This window comes from Nocardiopsis alborubida (genome assembly GCF_012396365.1).
GTDB lineage: Bacteria > Actinomycetota > Actinomycetes > Streptosporangiales > Streptosporangiaceae > Nocardiopsis > Nocardiopsis alborubida.
Map to the genome: position 1 here is coordinate 26171 of NZ_JAAXPG010000003.1, position 16269 is coordinate 42439.

14 protein-coding genes are annotated in these 16269 nt (G+C 71.5%); 5 read left to right on the plus strand and 9 right to left on the minus strand.

Annotated features, from left to right (window positions below):
- Window positions 1-12 precede the first annotated feature (12 nt).
- The 4 genes from HGB44_RS03905 to HGB44_RS03920 form a co-directional block, all read right to left on the minus strand.
- The gene (locus tag HGB44_RS03905; RefSeq protein ID WP_061080553.1) at window positions 13-1047 is read right to left on the minus strand and encodes a PadR family transcriptional regulator; all 1035 of its coding nucleotides are present in this window, start codon (window positions 1045-1047) and stop codon (window positions 13-15) included.
- The gene (locus HGB44_RS03910; protein WP_061080552.1) at window positions 1048-1899 is read right to left on the minus strand and encodes a DUF4097 family beta strand repeat-containing protein; all 852 of its coding nucleotides are present in this window, start codon (window positions 1897-1899) and stop codon (window positions 1048-1050) included.
- Window positions 1900-2085: 186 nt separating this feature from the next.
- Window positions 2086-2265, minus strand: coding sequence for a DUF6104 family protein (locus tag HGB44_RS03915; protein WP_013154687.1), 180 nt, complete (start codon window positions 2263-2265; stop codon window positions 2086-2088).
- 33 nt (window positions 2266-2298) lie between these two features.
- A complete protein-coding gene (locus HGB44_RS03920; RefSeq protein WP_061080551.1) occupies window positions 2299-5952 on the minus strand; it encodes a multifunctional oxoglutarate decarboxylase/oxoglutarate dehydrogenase thiamine pyrophosphate-binding subunit/dihydrolipoyllysine-residue succinyltransferase subunit in 3654 nt (1217 codons plus the stop codon).
- A 635-nt stretch (window positions 5953-6587) separates the two neighbouring features.
- Here HGB44_RS03920 and HGB44_RS03925 point away from each other — a divergent pair.
- Complete coding sequence (locus HGB44_RS03925; RefSeq protein WP_061080550.1) at window positions 6588-6962, plus strand: BlaI/MecI/CopY family transcriptional regulator; 375 nt, start codon at window positions 6588-6590, stop codon at window positions 6960-6962.
- On the opposite strand, the gene HGB44_RS03930 is transcribed toward HGB44_RS03925, so the two are convergent.
- Window positions 6959-8191 (minus strand): MFS transporter, encoded by a 1233-nt coding sequence (locus HGB44_RS03930; RefSeq protein WP_061080549.1) that lies wholly within the window; start codon window positions 8189-8191, stop codon window positions 6959-6961. The two genes, HGB44_RS03925 and HGB44_RS03930, sit on opposite strands and share 4 nt — an antisense overlap.
- A gap of 300 nt (window positions 8192-8491) precedes the next feature.
- Window positions 8492-9577 carry a suppressor of fused domain protein gene (locus tag HGB44_RS03935; RefSeq protein WP_061080548.1) on the minus strand — a complete coding sequence of 362 codons (1086 nt, stop codon included), beginning with the start codon at window positions 9575-9577 and terminating at the stop codon, window positions 8492-8494.
- Window positions 9578-9776: 199 nt separating this feature from the next.
- Between HGB44_RS03935 and rlmN the strand changes: the two genes are divergently transcribed.
- Window positions 9777-10874, plus strand: coding sequence for a 23S rRNA (adenine(2503)-C(2))-methyltransferase RlmN (rlmN, locus tag HGB44_RS03940; protein ID WP_061080547.1), 1098 nt, complete (start codon window positions 9777-9779; stop codon window positions 10872-10874).
- A 31-nt stretch (window positions 10875-10905) separates the two neighbouring features.
- Complete coding sequence (locus HGB44_RS03945; RefSeq protein ID WP_061080546.1) at window positions 10906-11376, plus strand: YqaA family protein; 471 nt, start codon at window positions 10906-10908, stop codon at window positions 11374-11376.
- A 76-nt stretch (window positions 11377-11452) separates the two neighbouring features.
- Here the strand turns inward: HGB44_RS03945 and HGB44_RS03950 are convergent, their stop codons facing one another.
- From HGB44_RS03950 to HGB44_RS03960, 3 genes are read right to left on the minus strand one after another with little or no spacing between them, the layout of a single operon-like run.
- Entirely contained in the window at window positions 11453-13051 is a 1599-nt protein-coding gene (locus tag HGB44_RS03950; protein WP_061080545.1) for an ABC transporter permease, read from the minus strand.
- Window positions 13048-13971, minus strand: a complete 924-nt coding sequence (locus HGB44_RS03955; RefSeq protein WP_061080544.1) for an ABC transporter ATP-binding protein — start codon at window positions 13969-13971, stop codon at window positions 13048-13050. The genes HGB44_RS03950 and HGB44_RS03955 overlap by 4 nt, the downstream gene beginning before the upstream one ends.
- 53 nt (window positions 13972-14024) lie before the next feature.
- Window positions 14025-14699, minus strand: a complete 675-nt coding sequence (locus HGB44_RS03960; protein ID WP_061080543.1) for a TetR/AcrR family transcriptional regulator — start codon at window positions 14697-14699, stop codon at window positions 14025-14027.
- A 144-nt stretch (window positions 14700-14843) separates the two neighbouring features.
- Here HGB44_RS03960 and HGB44_RS03965 point away from each other — a divergent pair, with 144 nt between their 5' ends.
- Together HGB44_RS03965 and HGB44_RS03970 are read left to right on the plus strand one after the other, a co-directional pair.
- Window positions 14844-15659: a carbon-nitrogen hydrolase family protein gene (locus HGB44_RS03965; protein ID WP_061080542.1), complete on the plus strand. Its 816-nt coding sequence runs from the start codon at window positions 14844-14846 to the stop codon at window positions 15657-15659.
- A 239-nt stretch (window positions 15660-15898) separates the two neighbouring features.
- Complete coding sequence (locus HGB44_RS03970; protein WP_082768359.1) at window positions 15899-16141, plus strand: hypothetical protein; 243 nt, start codon at window positions 15899-15901, stop codon at window positions 16139-16141.
- The last annotated feature ends 128 nt before the right edge of the window (window positions 16142-16269 follow it).

A 16269-nucleotide genomic window follows, 5' to 3' on the forward strand; every position in this document is an offset into this window, starting at 1 on the left:
TCGGCGTACCGCCTATCCGCGGTCGCCGGGGTCGTCGACCGCCTCGCTCCAGGGGTCGGCGGACGGCTTCGGACGCGTCCCGTCCTCCGGGGCGGGCCCGTCCTCGGAAGGCCCGGGCCGCTCCGGGGCGGCGGGCCCCTCCTTCCCCGCCTCGGGGGCGGTGGCGGCCCCCTCCCCGGCGGGAGCGGACCCGTCGGCCCCGTCCCCGGACTCCTCCGCACGGTCGGCGGGCGGGCCCCAGCGCCGCATGTCCCGGCGGATGACCTCGACCGTGTCGTCCAGGATGCGCCGCAGGTCGGTGGCGGCGGCCTCCCCGACGTGGCCCGCCTCGCGGACCACGTCGCGCACGCGGTCGCCGAAGTCGTGCAGCGCGCGCTCGAACTCCGGGCCCTGCGACGGGCTCTCGGAACCGCGCCTGCCGCCCCAGGCGGCGCCGAACGCGCCGAAGCCCTGTGTGAAGCGCTCCCACTCGCGGGACCACCGCGAGCCGTCCTCGCAGCCCGGTCCGGTCTGCTCGCGTCGCTCACCGGAGTCCCCGGACGCGTCCGTCCCCTCCCCGTCGCGACCGGCCTCCTCCGGGGCGGTGGAGTCGGCGGTCCCGGCGGTCCCGGCGGGCCCAGCGGTCCCGGCTGACCCGCCCGGGGTCTCGGCCCCGGATCGGCGCGTCCCGCCGGAGGCGAACTTGAGCTCGTCGCGCAGCGAGCTGATCGTCGCGCGCACGTCCTGCTTGACCGCGCGGGCGATGTCGCGCACCGAGTCGGTGATCTCCCGCTCCAGGTCGTTCAGGTCGCTCTCGCGCTCGCGCAGCTCCTCACGGCCCTTGTCGGTGAGGCTGTAGACCTTGCGGCCGCCCTCCTCGGTGTGGGTGACCAGCCCCTCCTCCTCCAGCCGCGCCAGCCGGGGGTAGATCGTGCCTGGAGAGGGCGAGTACACGCCGAGGAAGCGGTCGCGGAGCAGGCTGATGATCTCGTAGCCGTGCCGCGGGTTCTCGTCCAGCAGCTTGAGCAGGTACAGCCGTAGTCTGCCGTGGCCGAAGATGGTGCTCATTCAGGCCCCCTCGGGGATCGCGGCCGGGGCCTCGGGCGCGCGCCGCAGCAGCGCCGTCCGGCCGGACGCGGAGTTGATGGTGATGGACGCGGGGTCGACACCGCTGCCGATCCTCCCGCTCAGGACCGTCCTGGCCGGGGCGCTGCGGCGGTCCAGCCCGAAGTCGGACTTGGCGGGCGCGGCCGCGGTGCGCAGCTCCACGGTCGCCGAGGTCTCGGAGGGCACCCGCAGGGCGATCTCGCCCGAGATCGAGGTGAGCCGGACCCGTCCCGCCGGGGCGACGCCGGTGTCGGCCAGCAGCTGGCCGGAGACGGTCTTGGCGCTCAGCGCGGACAGCCGTCCGCCCGCCACCGCCAGCTGGCCGCTGACGCTGTTGAACTTGAGGCTGCCGTGGGGATCGCGCACGGCGGTGTTCCCCGAGACGGTGTTGATCTCGGTCTCGCCCGAGGTGTCGTCCAGGGTGATCTCCCCGGTCGCGGTCCGCAGCTGGCTGCGGGCGCTGAGCCCGGCGGCGACGATCGGCGCGCTGACCGTGCTGACCTCGACCGGGCAGTCCTTGGGCAGCCGCAGGTTCACGGTGGCCCTGCGGTGCTGCATGCTCTTGTAGCCGTTGAGCTGGACCGGCCGCAGCCGGTCCAGGAGTCCCTGGCTGGTGAGGTCCTCGTAGTGGATGGTGAGGATGCCCGCCTCCTGCGTGACCAGGAGGGGTTCGCCGACGATGTCGGTGACCTCGAAGGTGACCGGGTCGTCGGTGGGAAGAATGTTGACGTGGCCTCCGATGATCCGGACCCGCAACGCGACGATGCCGTCCAGGGTCTGGGTCATCGGCCTGTCGACGGTCCAACGTGCCATCGTGCTCGGCCCCTTTCGCTCGCTCTGTGTTCTCACGATATGTCGCGTCTGCGGCGAACTCAAGATATGTCGCGGGTCGGCGAGGTGTTTCAGGGGGACCTCCGGGGAAACCCCGAGGCCGTCGCGGGCAGACCCCGGACACGCGAAGGGGCCCGGGTCGTGTGACCCGGGCCCCTCACGCGGTCCCTACTCGTCGTCCTCGTCGTCCAGCCGCGCCAGCCACGTGGCCAGCCGGTCGACCGGAGTCTCGAACTCGGGGTTCATGTCGGTGAACGCCCGCAGCTGCTCGGCGAGCCAGGCGAAGCTGACCTCCTCGCCGCCGCGGCGGTTCTCCAACTCCTCGATTCCGCGATCGGTGTAGTACACGCTGTTCCCTCTACGTGCTCGCAGGCCCGGCCGCTAGTCGGCGGGCGGGAAGACCGTGTCCACCAGGGCCCGCTGCTCGGCCTCGTGGCGCTTGGCCGAACCGGCCGCGGGCGCGGAGGAGGCCGGACGCGAGATCCGGGTGAACGGACGGTCGAGCTGCTCGGAGAAGACCAGCGCGACGAAGGGCCACGGGCCCATGTTCGCCGGCTCCTCCTGCACCCACAGGACCTCGCCCGCGTTGGGGTAGGCCTTGAGCTGCTCGCGGATCTCCTCGATCGGCAGCGGGTAGAGCCGCTCCGCCCGGATGATCGCGGTGTGCTTGTCACCGCTCTTGCGGCGCGCCGCGTCCAGGTCGTAGTAGATCTTGCCCGAGCACAGCACCACGCGCCGCACCTTGTCCGGCGCGATCGAGTCGTCCTTGATCAGCGGCTCGAAGTGGCCCGAGGTGAAGTCCGCGGCGGCTGAGGCGGCGGCCTTCAGACGCAGCAGCGACTTGGGCGTGAACACCACCAGCGGGCGCTCCAGCGGCGACTTGGCCTGCCAGCGCAGCAGGTGGAAGTAGCTCGCCGGGGTGCTCGGGTAGGCCACCGTCATGTTCTCCTGCGCGCACTGCTGCAGGAACCGCTCGATCCGGGCGGAGGAGTGGTCCGGCCCCTGGCCCTCGTAGCCGTGCGGCAGCAGCAGGGTCACGCTGGAGCGCTGCCCCCACTTCTGCTCGCCCGCGCTGATGTACTCGTCGATGACGGTCTGGGCGCCGTTGACGAAGTCGCCGAACTGCGCCTCCCACATCACCAGGGCGTCGGGACGGGTCAGCGAGTACCCGTACTCGAAGCCCAGGGCCGCGTACTCGCTCAGCAGGGAGTCGTGCACGTGGAACCGGGTGATGCCGTCGTCGAACTGCTTGAGCGGCGTGTGGGTCTCGCCGGTCTCGCGGTCCATCAGCGTGGCGTGGCGCTGGCCGAAGGTGCCGCGGCGGCTGTCCTGGCCCACCAGGCGGACCGGGTGGCCGTCCAGCAGCAGCGACCCGAAGGCCAGCAGCTCACCGGTGGCCCAGTCGATCGCGTCGGTCTCGACCATCGTCGCGCGGCGCGAGAGCTGGGGCGCCAGCCGCGGGTGCGGCGTGAAGCCCTCGGGCAGCGACACCTGGGTGTCGATGACCCGCTTGACCGTCTCGGTGCTGATCGCCGTCTCGACCGCGGAGTGCTCCAGGCGGCCCTCGGTGAACACCTCGGGCTTGACCACGGCGCCGGGCTCGATCGGCTTCTTCTCGACCTCACGGGTCTCGGTGAAGGCCCGCTCCAGCTCGGACTGGTAGTCGCGCAGCGCCGACTCCGCCTCCTCCACCGTGATGTCGCCGCGTCCGATGAGGGACTCGGTGAACAGCTTGCGGGTGGAGCGCTTGGCGTCGATGACGTCGTACATCAGCGGCTGGGTGAAGGCGGGGTTGTCGCCCTCGTTGTGGCCGCGGCGCCGGTAGCAGACCAGGTCGATGACGACGTCCTTGTTGAACGCCTGGCGGTAGGCGAAGGCCAGGTGCGCGACCCGGACCACGGCCTCGGGGTCGTCCCCGTTGACGTGGAAGATCGGCGCCTGCACCATCCGCGCCACGTCCGTGGCGTAGACGCTGGAGCGGCTGTCGGACGGCGAGGTGGTGAAGCCCACCTGGTTGTTCACGATGACGTGCACCGTGCCGCCGGTCCGGTAGCCGCGCAGCTGCGACAGGTTCAGCGTCTCGGCGACCACGCCCTGTCCGGCGAACGCGGCGTCGCCGTGGATGAGGATCGGCAGGACGGTGAAGCCCTGCGGGCCCTTGTTGAGCACGTCCTGCTTGGCGCGGACGATGCCCTCGGCGACCGGGTCGACCGTCTCCAGGTGGGACGGGTTGGCGGCCAGGGTGATCTGGATCTTGTCGCCGTCGCGGGTCTCGAAGGTGCCCTCGGTGCCCAGGTGGTACTTGACGTCGCCCGAACCGTGCGCGCTGCGCGGGTCGAGGTTGCCCTCGAACTCACCGAAGATCTGACCGTAGGACTTGCCGCAGATGTTGGCCAGCACGTTCAGGCGGCCGCGGTGGGCCATGCCGATGACGGCCTCGTCCAGCTCGGCCCTGGCGGCCTTGGAGATCACGCCGTCCAGCAGCGGGATCAGCGACTCGCCGCCCTCCAGGGAGAAGCGCTTCTGACCCACGTACTTGGTCTGGAGGAAGGTCTCGAAGGCCTCGGCGCTGTTGAGCCGGTGCAGGATGTGCAGCTGCTCGTCGCGGTCGAGCTTCTCGTGCTCGCGCTCGACGTGCGCCTGGATCCACTCCCGCTCCTCCGGGCTCTGGATGTGCATGTACTCGATACCCACCGTGCGGCAGTAGGTGTCGCGCAGCACGCCCAGCACGTCGCGCAGCTTCATGACCTGCTTGCCGCCGAAGCCCCCGGTGGGGAACTCGCGGTCCAGGTCCCACAGGGTGAGGCCGTGTTCGAGCACGTCCAGGTCGGGGTGCTTGCGCTGCTCGTGGTCGAGCGGGTTGGTGTCGGCCATCAGGTGGCCGCGCACGCGGTAGGCGTGGATCAGCTCTTGGACCCGGGTGGTCTTGTCGAGCTGGGTGGCCTTGTTGACGTGGATGTCCTGCACCCAGCGCACCGGCTCGTAGGGGATGCGCAGCGAGTTGAAGATCTCGTCGTAGAAACCGTCCTCGCCCAGCAGCAGCTGGTGGATCCGGCGCAGGAACTCGCCGGACTGCGCACCCTGGATGATGCGGTGGTCGTAGGTGGAGGTCAGCGTCATGACCTTGCTGATGCCCAGCTCGGCCAGGGTGTCGGAGGAGGCGCCCTGGAACTCGGCCGGGTACTCCATCGCGCCCACGCCCAGGATGGTGCCCTGACCCGGCATCAGGCGCGGGACCGAGTGCACGGTGCCGATGCCGCCGGGGTTGGTGAGGCTGATGGTGGTGCCCTGGAAGTCCGGCACGCCCAGCTTGTTGGTGCGGGCCTTGCGGACCAGGTCCTCGTAGCCGCTCCAGAACTCCGTGAAGTCCATCTCGTCGGACTTCTTGATGGAGGGCACGACCAGCTGCCGGGAGCCGTCGGGCTTCTGGAGGTCGATCGCCAGACCGAAGTTCACGTGCTCGGGCTTGGCGACGCCGGGCTTGCCGTCCACCTCCGCGTAGGAGTGGTTCATCTCCGGCAGCGACTTGAGGGCCTTGACCATCGCGTAGCCGATGAGGTGGGTGAAGGAGACCTTCCCGCCACGGCCGCGCCGGAGGTGGTTGTTGATGACGATGCGGTTGTCGAAGAGCAGCTTGACCGGCACCGCGCGCACGCTGGTGGCGGTGGGCAGGCCCAGGCTCGACTCCATGTTGGTCGCGGTCCGCGCGGGTGCGCCGCGCAGCCGCTCCTGCTTGACCTGGAGGGCCTCGTCCTTGCCCTCCTTGTCGTCCTTGCTCTTTGGCTTGGAGGCCGGGGTCGCGGGGGCGGCCGGCTTCTTCTTCGGGGCGGAGGCCGCGGGGGCCTTCTCGCCCTGCGCCTTCGCGCCGCTCCCGCCCTTCGCGCCAGCAGTCTCCGCGGGCTTGTAGTCCGCGAAGAAGTTCCACCAGGCCTTGTCAACGGAGTTCGGGTCGTTCAAGTACTTCTGATAAAGCTCCTCGACCAACCACTCGTTGGGACCGAAATCTGTCAGGGGTTGAGACGCCTCAGACGACACGGCGGAGATCGCCCACTTCCGCAGCTCGCTTGTGAATGTGTAGGAAGACGGGTGGCTGCTGGCAAGGCGGGCTCAAGAAACGAACGCGGGAGCTGTTCCGCGCATACGGAGAAGCATCTGGCCTGGCCAGCACTCGTCGGGTACAAGGCTACTTGTACCGGCCTCCGCACGGGGAACGCTGACGATGTGGAAACTAGGAGATAGGTAACAATCTTTCACATCAACGTTGGCGCTACGTGTGAGTAACAAAGCCCAGCGTGGCTTGAGTGCCTGACTTGTGGGGTTTTGTAAGGGTTTCGCGATGTGAAGATGTTGGCCGCGACCGGCCATGCCGGATGTGGCGTGTAACACGGTCCTTCTTGGGGAACCCGCCGGGGCGGGCCTCCGTCGGAGGGGTGCCAGCGGCCGGGCAGGACGGCCGGGCTCCCTCCGCCGGTCCTCCCAGCGGGCGGGAGGGGCCCGGGCCCGGCCGCGAACGCTCTTTCCCTCGTGTCCGGACGCGAGTTCGCTGGTGAAACGCCGGTGACCGGTCCCGAGGATGTGCGGATCTGTGTGCTCTCCGGAGTTCTCCCACGCGGGAGGCCCCCTCGTGTCTACGATCCTCGAGAACCGAGGACGCGACGGGCGGGGAGGCCATGAGGGGTCTGGGTGAACTGGAGGCGGCCATCATGGACGCGCTGTGGCGGTCCGAGGAGCCGCTGTCCGTGCGCCAGGTCCGCGAGAGCATGGTCTACGACCGCGACGTGGCCTACACGACCGTCATGACGGTGGCCAACATCCTCTTCAACAAGGGCCTGCTGGACCGTGAGAAGACCGGCCGCGCCTGGACGTACTGGCCGCGGGAGTCACACGCCGAGTACACCGCCCGGATGATGGACGAGGTCCTCAACACCGGGCCCGACACCGGGTCCACCCTGCTGCGCTTCGTGGAGCGCTTCAGCGACGAGGACGTCGCGCGCCTCCACCGCGTGCTGGCCCAGGCCCGGGACCGCCGCGGCATCGCCAGTTAGGCGCGGGTCAGGGTGCGCACACTGCGCGAGGAGACCGCGGCCAGGGTGGCCAGCAGCGTCAGCGAGGCCACCAGGACCAGGGCCGGGGCCGGGCCGAAGCGCTCGGCGAACGGGCCGATCGCGATCTGGCCCAGGGGCATGGCCACGAACGAGCCCAGCGCGTCGTAGGAGTACACCCGCGACAGCTTCTCCCGCGGCACGTTCTCCTGGACCGCGACCTCCCAGGCCACGTCGAACTGCTGCACCGCCACACCCGCCACGAACATGGCGGCGAACAGCACCGGCAGCGGAGACGGACCGGTCAGGGCCAGGAAGGGCACGGCGTGCGCCGTCATCAGGGCCGCGCCGTAGACCAGTGCCCGCCGCGGCTGCCATCGGGCCGCCAGCACGCCGCCCGCCAGCAGTCCGACGCTGTTGGCCGCCATGAGCAGGCCCCACGCGGTCCGGCCGAAGGTCTCGTCGGCGATGCCCGGCCCCAGCACGGCCGTGGCCGCCGACCAGCCCGCGTTGACGACCATGAACTGGAGCACGATGATCCAGACCCAGGGCCGGGACACGAACTCGCTCCACCCCTCCCGCAGGTCGTGCAGCACGTTCGCGTTCCCGGTGTCCACGGGCCTCTCCGACCGGGCGGCCCGCACGGACAGGAAGGCCGCCCCGGCGCAGGCGAACAGCGCCGCGCCCGCCGTGATCGCCCAGCCCGCGCCCAGCAGGCCCACGACCACGCCGCCCGCCGACATCCCCAGGAACATCCCGCCCTGGACGCCCACGCCCATCGCCGCGTTGGCCTGGCGCAGCAGCTCCCGGGGCACGGTCTGCGGGGTCAGCGCCGCGGAGGCGGGCAGGTTCACCGCCGCGGCGGCGCCGTTGACCAGGCTCAGCGCGATCATCAGAGGCAGGGAGGCGGCGCCCGTCAGCAGGAGCGTTCCCAGGAGCGCCTGGGAGGCCGCGGCCAGGGCGCACCCGCCCTGGAGCACCAGCGCGCGCGGCAGCCGGTCGGCGATGACGCCGCCGAGCAGGAGCAGCGCCACGTTCGCGACCGAGCGCGCGCCCACCACCAGCCCCACGTCCGTCAGGGAGCCGGTCACGTCCAGCACGGCGAAGGCCAGCGCCACCGACGCCATGCCGTTGCCCAGGGCCATCAGGGTCCGGCCCAGCGCCAGTCCGCGGAAGGCCGGGTGCCCCAGGGGGGCCGTCAGCCCCGGCTCCCCGCCGCCGGTGCGCACCACGGTCGTGTGCCCCCTCCCGCGCTCGCCCGAACCGGAACGGCAGAGACGATTCCGCCCTCCCCGCGGGAGTGTCAACGGGTTTTCGCGGGGCGCCCGGGTCTCACCCGGAGACCGTTCTCTGAAGGGCCTCAGCCTGTGGGGGTGGTTCGGGCGCCCACGGGGTCCTGGAGGCGGCGGAGGCGGGTTCGTGAGGAACGGGCGAACCCGCCGTGGGCGCCACTGCGCTCCTTCGACCCGGTTCCCGTGCTTCGGGCACCCGGGCACGGGCCGAGGCGAAGCGGAGGTCCAAGACGACACTGCCTAGCCGAGCACCCAGCTGCGGCCCTCCGCGGCCAGCTTCTCCACCAGGGTGGCGCTGTCGTGCTCCTTGGCGAACAGGTGCTCGGGGCGGGTGATCGGCACGATCCACAGCCACCGCACGGGGTCACCCTGGAAGGACAGCCCGGCGGTGTCCGGCGGCCGGTGCTCGGGGCGGGTGACCAGGGCGGCGGGGTCCTCCAGGAGCAGCACGGCCCCCGCGCCGCCGCGCATGGCCCGGTCCTCGGGGTTGTCCAGCCACTTGACGGTGTGCCCGGTGCCGAACCAGGTCACCGCCCGCCAGGGGAAGGCGCCGATCCACCGGAAGACGCGGGCGGCGTGGTGCGCCGGCAGTGTCGTGGCCAGGGCCAGCTCCACCCGGGCGTGCTGGGAGGTGTTGGCCATGTAGCGGTCCAGGGTGGGCATGCGCTGGCCGCACATCCCGACCGTGGACAGCACGGTGTACGGGCGGTCCGCGGTGGGCGGGCGCTCCGAGACGCGCAGCAGCGGCGGGTGGCCGTCGGAGACGTCCCAGTAGTGCCCGGGCTCGCCCACGTTGCGGTTGAGGTGGCTGAGCACCGTGCGCTGCACGCTGCGCCAGGCCCCCGAGGCGCGCCGCCAGTCCCAGTAGGCCTCGGCGTGCACCACGCGCGGCCACAGCTGTTCGCGCACCGAGTCCAGCTCCCAGGCGTAGGCGCTGCGGCCGATCGCCTCGCGCGCGTACCCCGGCAGCCCGCTGTCGGCCTCCGCCCAGCCGGGGATGACGGCCAGCAGCCCCTCCTCGTCCACCAGGGCGACCCCGTCGCCCTCCTCGAACCACACGGCGCGCAGGCGGTCGGGGTCGAAGCGGGGACGGCCCTGCGGGTGCTTGGTGTAGGCCTCGGGCATGAGCGGGGCCCGGCCCTCGTACAGCCCGCCGGACTCGCTCGTGCGCGGCGCGATCTCGTGGTTGGCCAGCCACACCGGGACGCGGATGCGCCCGCGCGCGTCCAGCAGGTAGGCGGCCGTGGTGTGGGAGTCGCACTCGACGACGACACGTCGGCTCTGGTACGGGCTGATCTCGTCGAGCAGGACGTCGATCCCTGTCACCGGCCCTCCCACACACCGATCCCCGGTCGTCGTAGCCGGACGGACCCGTCAGGTCCGTCCGCGCAGTGCGTAGAATCGACGGTAGTGCCCTGACAGGCGGAGCTGCACCGCGGCGGCGTATAGGTCGTATAACGACACGTTCCGCCGCCGTCCGCGCCCGGGCGCCAGACCACCGACTTCCACTTCCTACGGACTGTCTATGCCCGCCGAGCTCACCTTTGTCGCACCCCGCCGTGCCAAACCTCCCCGGCACCTTGCCGACCTCAGCCCCGAGGAGCGGGCCGAGGTCGTCCGTGAACTGGGGGAGAAGCCCTTCCGGGCCAAGCAGCTCGCCCAGCACTACTTCGGCTCCCTGGTGTCGGACACCTCGGCCATGACCGACCTGCCCGCCTCCTCCCGGGAGCGGCTCGGCGAGGCGCTGCTGCCCACCCTGCTCACGCCCGTGCGCCACATCACCTGTGACAACGGCATGACCCGCAAGACCCTGTGGAAGGCGTTCGACGGGGTGCTGTTCGAGTCGGTGCTCATGCGCTACCCGGACCGCGTCACCCTGTGCATCTCCTCCCAGGCCGGGTGCGGCATGAACTGCCCGTTCTGCGCCACCGGCCAGGCGGGCCTGACCCGCAACCTCTCCACCGGGGAGATCATCGACCAGGTGGTCGCCAGCGCCCGCGACCTGGCCGCCGGCGAGGTCGCCGGGGGTCCGGGCCGGATCAGCAACATCGTGTTCATGGGCATGGGCGAGCCCATGGCCAACTACAAGCGCGTGCTCCAGTCGGTGCGCCGCATCACCGACCCCGTCCCCAACGGCCTGGGCATCTCCCAGCGCGGGGTCACCGTGTCCACGGTCGGCCTGGTGCCCGCCATCAACAAGCTCATCGACGAGAGGATGCAGGTCCGCCTCGCAATCTCCCTGCACGCCCCCGACGACGAGCTGCGCGACGAGCTGGTGCCCATCAACACCCGCTGGAAGGTCGACGAGGTCCTGGACGCCGCCTGGCGCTACGCGGGCACCACGGGTCGCCGGGTCTCCATCGAGTACGCGCTGATCAAGGACATCAACGACCAGGCGTGGCGGGCCGACCTGCTGGGCAAGCTCCTCAAGGGCCACCTGGTGCACGTCAACCTCATCCCGCTCAACCCCACCCCGGGGTCCAAGTGGACGGCCTCGCGCCCCGAGGACGAGCGCGAGTTCGTGCGGCGGCTGGAGTCGCACGGGGTGGCGGTGACCGTCCGCGACACCCGCGGGCAGGAGATCGACGGCGCGTGCGGGCAGCTCGCGGCGGCCGAGAACTGACCGGCCCGCCCACGGCGCCCGGGAGCACGGGGTGATCGAGACGGCGCTGGCCTTCGTGGTCGCCCTCGTCTCCGGGCTCGTTCCGGTCATCAACATCGAGGTCTACCTGGTGGGCGCCGTCATCGCGATGGACGACGGCGCCCTGGTCGCCATGGCGGTGGCGGCCGGGGTCGGACAGACCCTGGGCAAGCTGCCCTACTACTACGCCGGGCGCGGGTCGCTCTCCGCGCCGTGGATCCGCCGCAGGAGCGCCACGCCCGGCAGGTGGGCCGCACGGGCCGAGGGCTGGCGGCGCAGGGCCGAGGAACAGCCGCTCTGGGGCGCGGGCCTGGTGGCGGTGAGCTCCCTCGCCAGCGTTCCGCCGTTCATGGTGGTGTCGGTCCTGGCCGGGGTGGTGCGGATGAACGTCGTGCTGTTCGCCCTGATCACCCTCGTCACCCGCACCGCGCGCTTCATGGTCGTGGTGTTCGCGCCCGCCTGGGGCCTGTCCTTCCTGCCCTGAGCGCGGCCCGTCCCCTCCCGGGGTCCGGCCGCCGTCGGACCGGTCCCCGGTCCGACGGCCCACCGGAGCGCGCCCGTCAGGCGCTGGCCAGGTCCCGGCGGCGGAAACCCGCCAGGGCGACCGCGTTGGCCGCGAGCACCGCCCCCAGCGCGAGGAGCACCGGGACGGCCTCGAACTCGTCCCCCGGCAGCTTGGGCAGGAGTTCGAACGCGCTCAGGTCCAGCAGCCACTGGTCCAGGCCCAGGAGGGGACCCAGCGTCGACGCCAGCAGGCTGTAGCCCAGCCACGCCCACACCAGCGGGACCAGCCTCGGGGCCGCCCCCACCAGCAGTGCGGCCAGGGCGGCGAAGAGCAGGGCCACCGGCAGCTGGGCCAGGGCCGCCCCGATCATCGTCCCCGTCCAGGAGGAGTCCGACAGGGCGGCGGACGCGCTCAGCCCCATGCCGGCGCCGCCCAGGACCACGACCAGGGCCGAGGACAGCGCGCTGACCAGCAAGGCGCTGCCGAACCAGCGCACCCGGCCCACGGCCGTGGACAGGGTGAGCTCGGCGCGCCCGGAGGTCTCCTCCGCCCGCGTCCGCAGCACGGAGAGGGCGGCGTAGGCCGAGGCCGCCATCAGCACGTAGCCCGACATGACGCCGAGGAAGCCCTCCGTGGGGTCCGCGGCGGTCCCGCCGAGCATGGCCACCAGGTCGGGGTTCTCCTCCAGCAGGCCCTCCACCTCGGTCGCCAGCGAACCGAACGACAGGGCGAAGAGGAAGGTGGCGCAGGCCCAGGCCAGGACGGCCCCGCGCTGCTGGTGCAGGTGCAGTGCGAACGTGCCGTTGAGCAGCCCGCCCGCGTCGGCCGGTCCGGGCCGGGCGGCGACCAGGCCCGCGCCCAGGTCGCGCCGTCCGGCCAGGGCGTAGGCCAGGGCGAAGAGCACCACGATCAGGACCGCGTACAGCGCCAGCGGCCACCAGCGCAGGTCGTGGAACATCCGGGTCTGCTGCGCCCAGGCGAACGGCGACAGCCAGGACGGCCAGCCGCCGTCGTCCTCGGCCATGTCGCCCACGACCCGGGCCATGAACAGCGCGCCGACGGCGAGGAAGGCCAGCCCGGCGGCGCCGCGACCGTGCTCGACGATCTGCGCGCACACGGCGGTGACGGCGCCGAAGGAGACCCCGGCCAGGGTCAGGCCCAGGCCGTAGGCCACCGAGTCGGCGGTCTCCAGGCCGTTGCCGATCAGAACCGACGTGGTCAGCCCGCCGACGAGCAGGTTGACGAGCGAGACGGTGAGCAGGGCGGCGGTCATCTGGGCGCTGCGGCCGAGGACACCGGCGCGCAGCAGCTCGGCGCGTCCGGCCTCCTCCTCGGCCCGGGTGTGCCGGACCACGTGCAGGACGCTCATGACCGCCAGCGCGATGAGCAGGCTCATGGTCAGCTCGTTGACGACCATCGGGCCGAGCCGGTAGTCGTCCAGCCCGTATCCGGGGCCGCCGAAGACGACTCCGGTCGGGGTGTCCATGATCGCCGCCCGGGCCTGGCGCTGGGCGTCGGTGGAGAACATGTCGTCGAGCGTGGGGACGCTCGCGGCGACGGTGCCCGCCAGGGCCAGGACCCAGACGGTCAGCCGGACGCGGTCGCGGCGCAGGACGAACCGGACGAGGGTGCCGGTACCGGTGAACGCGCTCATGCCGCCGCGCTCCCGTCGCCGTCGCGGGCGGCCGGCTCGTCGCCGTAGTGGCGCATGAACAGCTCCTCCAGCGAGGGCGGGTTGCTCACCAGGGAGCGGATCCCCAGGCCGGTCAGCGTGCGCATGGCGGCGTCGATGTGGACGTTGTCGACGTCGAAGGCGACGGTCCCACCGTCCACGCGCAGGTCGTGCACCCCCTCGGTCCCCTCCAGGGCCCGGGCGTCCCCGGACACGGTGGCACGCACGGTGGAGCGGGTCAGGTGGCGCAGGTCGTCCAGGGTGCCCGACTCCACCGCGCGCCCCCTGCGGATGATGGTGACGGTGTCGCACAGCTTCTCCACCTCGGACAGGATGTGGCTGGAGAGCAGCACGGTGCGCCCCCGGTCCTTGGCCTCCAGGACGCACTCGGTGAACACGGCCTCCATGAGCGGGTCCAGGCCGGAGGTGGGCTCGTCCAGGATGAGCAGCTCGGCGTCGGAGGCCAGCGCGGCGACCAGGGCGACCTTCTGCCGGTTGCCCTTGGAGTAGGTGCGCGCCTTCTTGGTGGGGTCCAGTTCGAAGCGGGACAGCAGGTCCCTCCTCCGCGCGGGGTCGAGGCCGCCGCGCAGCCGCCCGAGCAGGTCGATTGCCTGGCCGCCGGTCAGGTTGGGCCACAGGGTGACGTCGCCGGGCACGTAGGCCAGGCGGCGGTGCAGGGTGACGGCGTCCGTCCACGGGTCGCCGCCCAGGAGGTCGACCGACCCGGCGTCGGCCCTGAGCAGGCCGAGCAGGATGCGGATGGTGGTGGACTTCCCGGAGCCGTTGGGTCCGAGGAAGCCCGCGACCTGACCCGTGCGGACGGTCAGGTCCAGTTTGTCCAGGGCCTGGAAACGGCCGAAGCGCTTGTCGACGCCGCGGACCTCGATGGCGGTCGGTGACATGGTCGGGGTTCCCTCCGTGTGTGCTGGGGGTCGGGTACGGGGGTTCGGGACGGTCAGCGGGGTTCCTCGGGGGGATCGCTGACGTACAGGAGGTAGGCGTCGAGCAACGTGCGCTCGGTGAGCAGGCCCTCGGTGTACAGCTCCAGGGTCGGGAGCATGTACTCCCGCGACCACTCGCGCGCGACCCGGCCGAAGTCGACCTCCCCCTCGAAGCGCTCCAGTGTGAGGAACATGAGCAGCGAACCGAGGGAGTTGGCGGCCAGGTAGCGGGCGCGTCGGGCCGGGTCACGGCTCGGGCGGATGGTGCCCTCGGCCTCGCCCGCGGCGAGGTAGACCTCGATGTCGGCCACCATGCGCTCGAAGAGCGAGACGGCGAGCGGGCCCCCGGCCTGCATGGAGCGGACGACGTAGGCCAGGAGGGGGGCGTACTGCTCCATCGTCGTGAGCTGGTGGAGGAAGGTCTGTCCGTCGTGGCTGGTGACCGTGTCCGTCTTGACGTCGTTGACGGCCGCGGTGACGTGGTCGTCGCAGGCCCGCCGGAGCTTGTCCTTGGAGCCGAAGTGGTGGATCACCAGTCCGGGGGAGACCCCGGCCTCTTCGGCGATCGCCCGCACGGTCACGCCGAACCCGCGCTGGCCGAAGCACGTGATCGCCGCGTCTCGGATCCTGGCGCGTGCCGTGAGGTCGGACTCCCTGTCGGTCCGGTCCGGGCGGTCGGTTGAACTCATGTTCAATACATTAAACGCTTGTTCAGTGCCTTGGCAAGGGGGCGGCTCGGACGCGGTCCGGTCCGCGGGGGCGGGGTCGCGGAGCTGGCCGTACACTCGGTGCACGGCGCCCCCGGGCGTCCCACGCCGACGAGGAGAGGTTCGATGGTGCAGGTCGCGGTCGCCCAGTTCGCCCCCGGTCAGGACAAGGCGCGCAACCAGCGCTCGGTGGCGGAGCTGACCGCCCGCGCGGCGGCGGACGGGGCCCGGGTGGTCCTGTTCCCCGAGTACACGATGTTCACCGCGGGCCGGGTGGACCAGCGCTACGTGGCGGCGGCCGAGCCCCTGGACGGACCCTTCGTCTCAGAGGCGGCCGACACCGCCCGGCGGGAGGGCGTGCACCTGGTGCTGGGGGTCGGCGAGGCCGAGGGCGGCCGGGAGGCCACCCACTTCACCAACACGCTGGTGGCGCTGTCGCCGGAGGGCGATCGGGTCGCGCACTACCGCAAGATCCACCTGTACGACGCCTTCGGGGCCCGGGAGTCGGACGTACTGCGCCCCGGCCCGATCGAGGAGCCCGAGACCTTCACCGTCGACGGCGTGGTGTTCGGTCTGCAGACCTGCTACGACCTGCGTTTTCCCGAGGTGACGCGGCGCATCGCCGAGGCCGGGGCGCACGTGGTGCTGCTGGCCGCGCAGTGGGTGCCAGGCCCGCTGAAGGAGGAGCACTGGCGGACCCTGGCCCGGGCGCGCGCCATCGAGAACACCGTGTACGTGGCCGCCTCCGGGCAGGCGGCGCCCACGGGCGCGGGAAACAGCATGGTGGTCGATCCCATGGGGACCCCGCTCGCGGCGCTGGGGGAGCAGACCTTCGAGGTCGCCTCAGCCGGGGTTTCGGCCTCCCGGGTCCAGGAGGTGAGAGGCCTCAATCCGGCGCTCTCCCTGCGCCGTTTTTCGGTCTCTGTGCGGACCGAGGACTGAGGTCCCGGATCATTACCGCCCCGTAGCTAACCGGACAAAAAAGATAAAGCTTGTCCCGCCAGACAAGGTCTTCCCAGGTCTCATCACTTAGGGTTATGATTCCCCTGCATGGTGTGATGTAGATCGGTCCGAACCATTCCAGGTGCCCAAAGCTTCTGATTCAATAAAGAGCCGGTAACTATCGGCCCGCCAGACTGTCCTAAACCACGGGGGGAGCAAGGACATTGCGCGGAACGAGCATGATGTGCGAACCAGACACGCGGCCCGCGATCGACGTCGACGTCTACGATCCGGACTCGCTGAGCTGGGCGCAGTGCATGGGGGATGCCTGCGTCGTCTGCCACACCAAGTGGCCCCGGCCCCGCCGGGTGCTCGGCGAGCTCTCGGACGGGAGTGCGGTGTTCGGTTGTGAGGAGTGCGCCGACCTCGTCGGCGCGGAGCCCCGGATCGCCGCCGAGGAGCGGCTGTTCGCGGTGCGCTAGCGGTGCGGAGACGGTCGCGCTCCGGGTCCAGGAGGAGAGGCGGACCCGGAGCGCTCCCGTCGGCGCGCCCGCTTCCATTGGGGAGGAGGGGAAATGAGCGCGCCCTTCCCGGATGGTTCGTGCGTCGG

Coding starts and splice junctions, on each gene's coding strand:
- HGB44_RS03905 (WP_061080553.1), bottom strand. CDS start 1,047: ATGAGCACCATCTTCGGCCACGGCAGACTACGGCTGTACCTGCTCAAG.
- HGB44_RS03910 (WP_061080552.1), bottom strand. CDS start 1,899: ATGGCACGTTGGACCGTCGACAGGCCGATGACCCAGACCCTGGACGGC.
- HGB44_RS03925 (WP_061080550.1), top strand. CDS start 6,588: ATGAGGGGTCTGGGTGAACTGGAGGCGGCCATCATGGACGCGCTGTGG.
- rlmN (WP_061080547.1), top strand. CDS start 9,777: ATGCCCGCCGAGCTCACCTTTGTCGCACCCCGCCGTGCCAAACCTCCC.
- HGB44_RS03950 (WP_061080545.1), bottom strand. CDS start 13,051: ATGAGCGCGTTCACCGGTACCGGCACCCTCGTCCGGTTCGTCCTGCGC.
- HGB44_RS03955 (WP_061080544.1), bottom strand. CDS start 13,971: ATGTCACCGACCGCCATCGAGGTCCGCGGCGTCGACAAGCGCTTCGGC.
- HGB44_RS03960 (WP_061080543.1), bottom strand. CDS start 14,699: ATGAGTTCAACCGACCGCCCGGACCGGACCGACAGGGAGTCCGACCTC.
- HGB44_RS03965 (WP_061080542.1), top strand. CDS start 14,844: ATGGTGCAGGTCGCGGTCGCCCAGTTCGCCCCCGGTCAGGACAAGGCG.
- HGB44_RS03970 (WP_082768359.1), top strand. CDS start 15,899: ATGATGTGCGAACCAGACACGCGGCCCGCGATCGACGTCGACGTCTAC.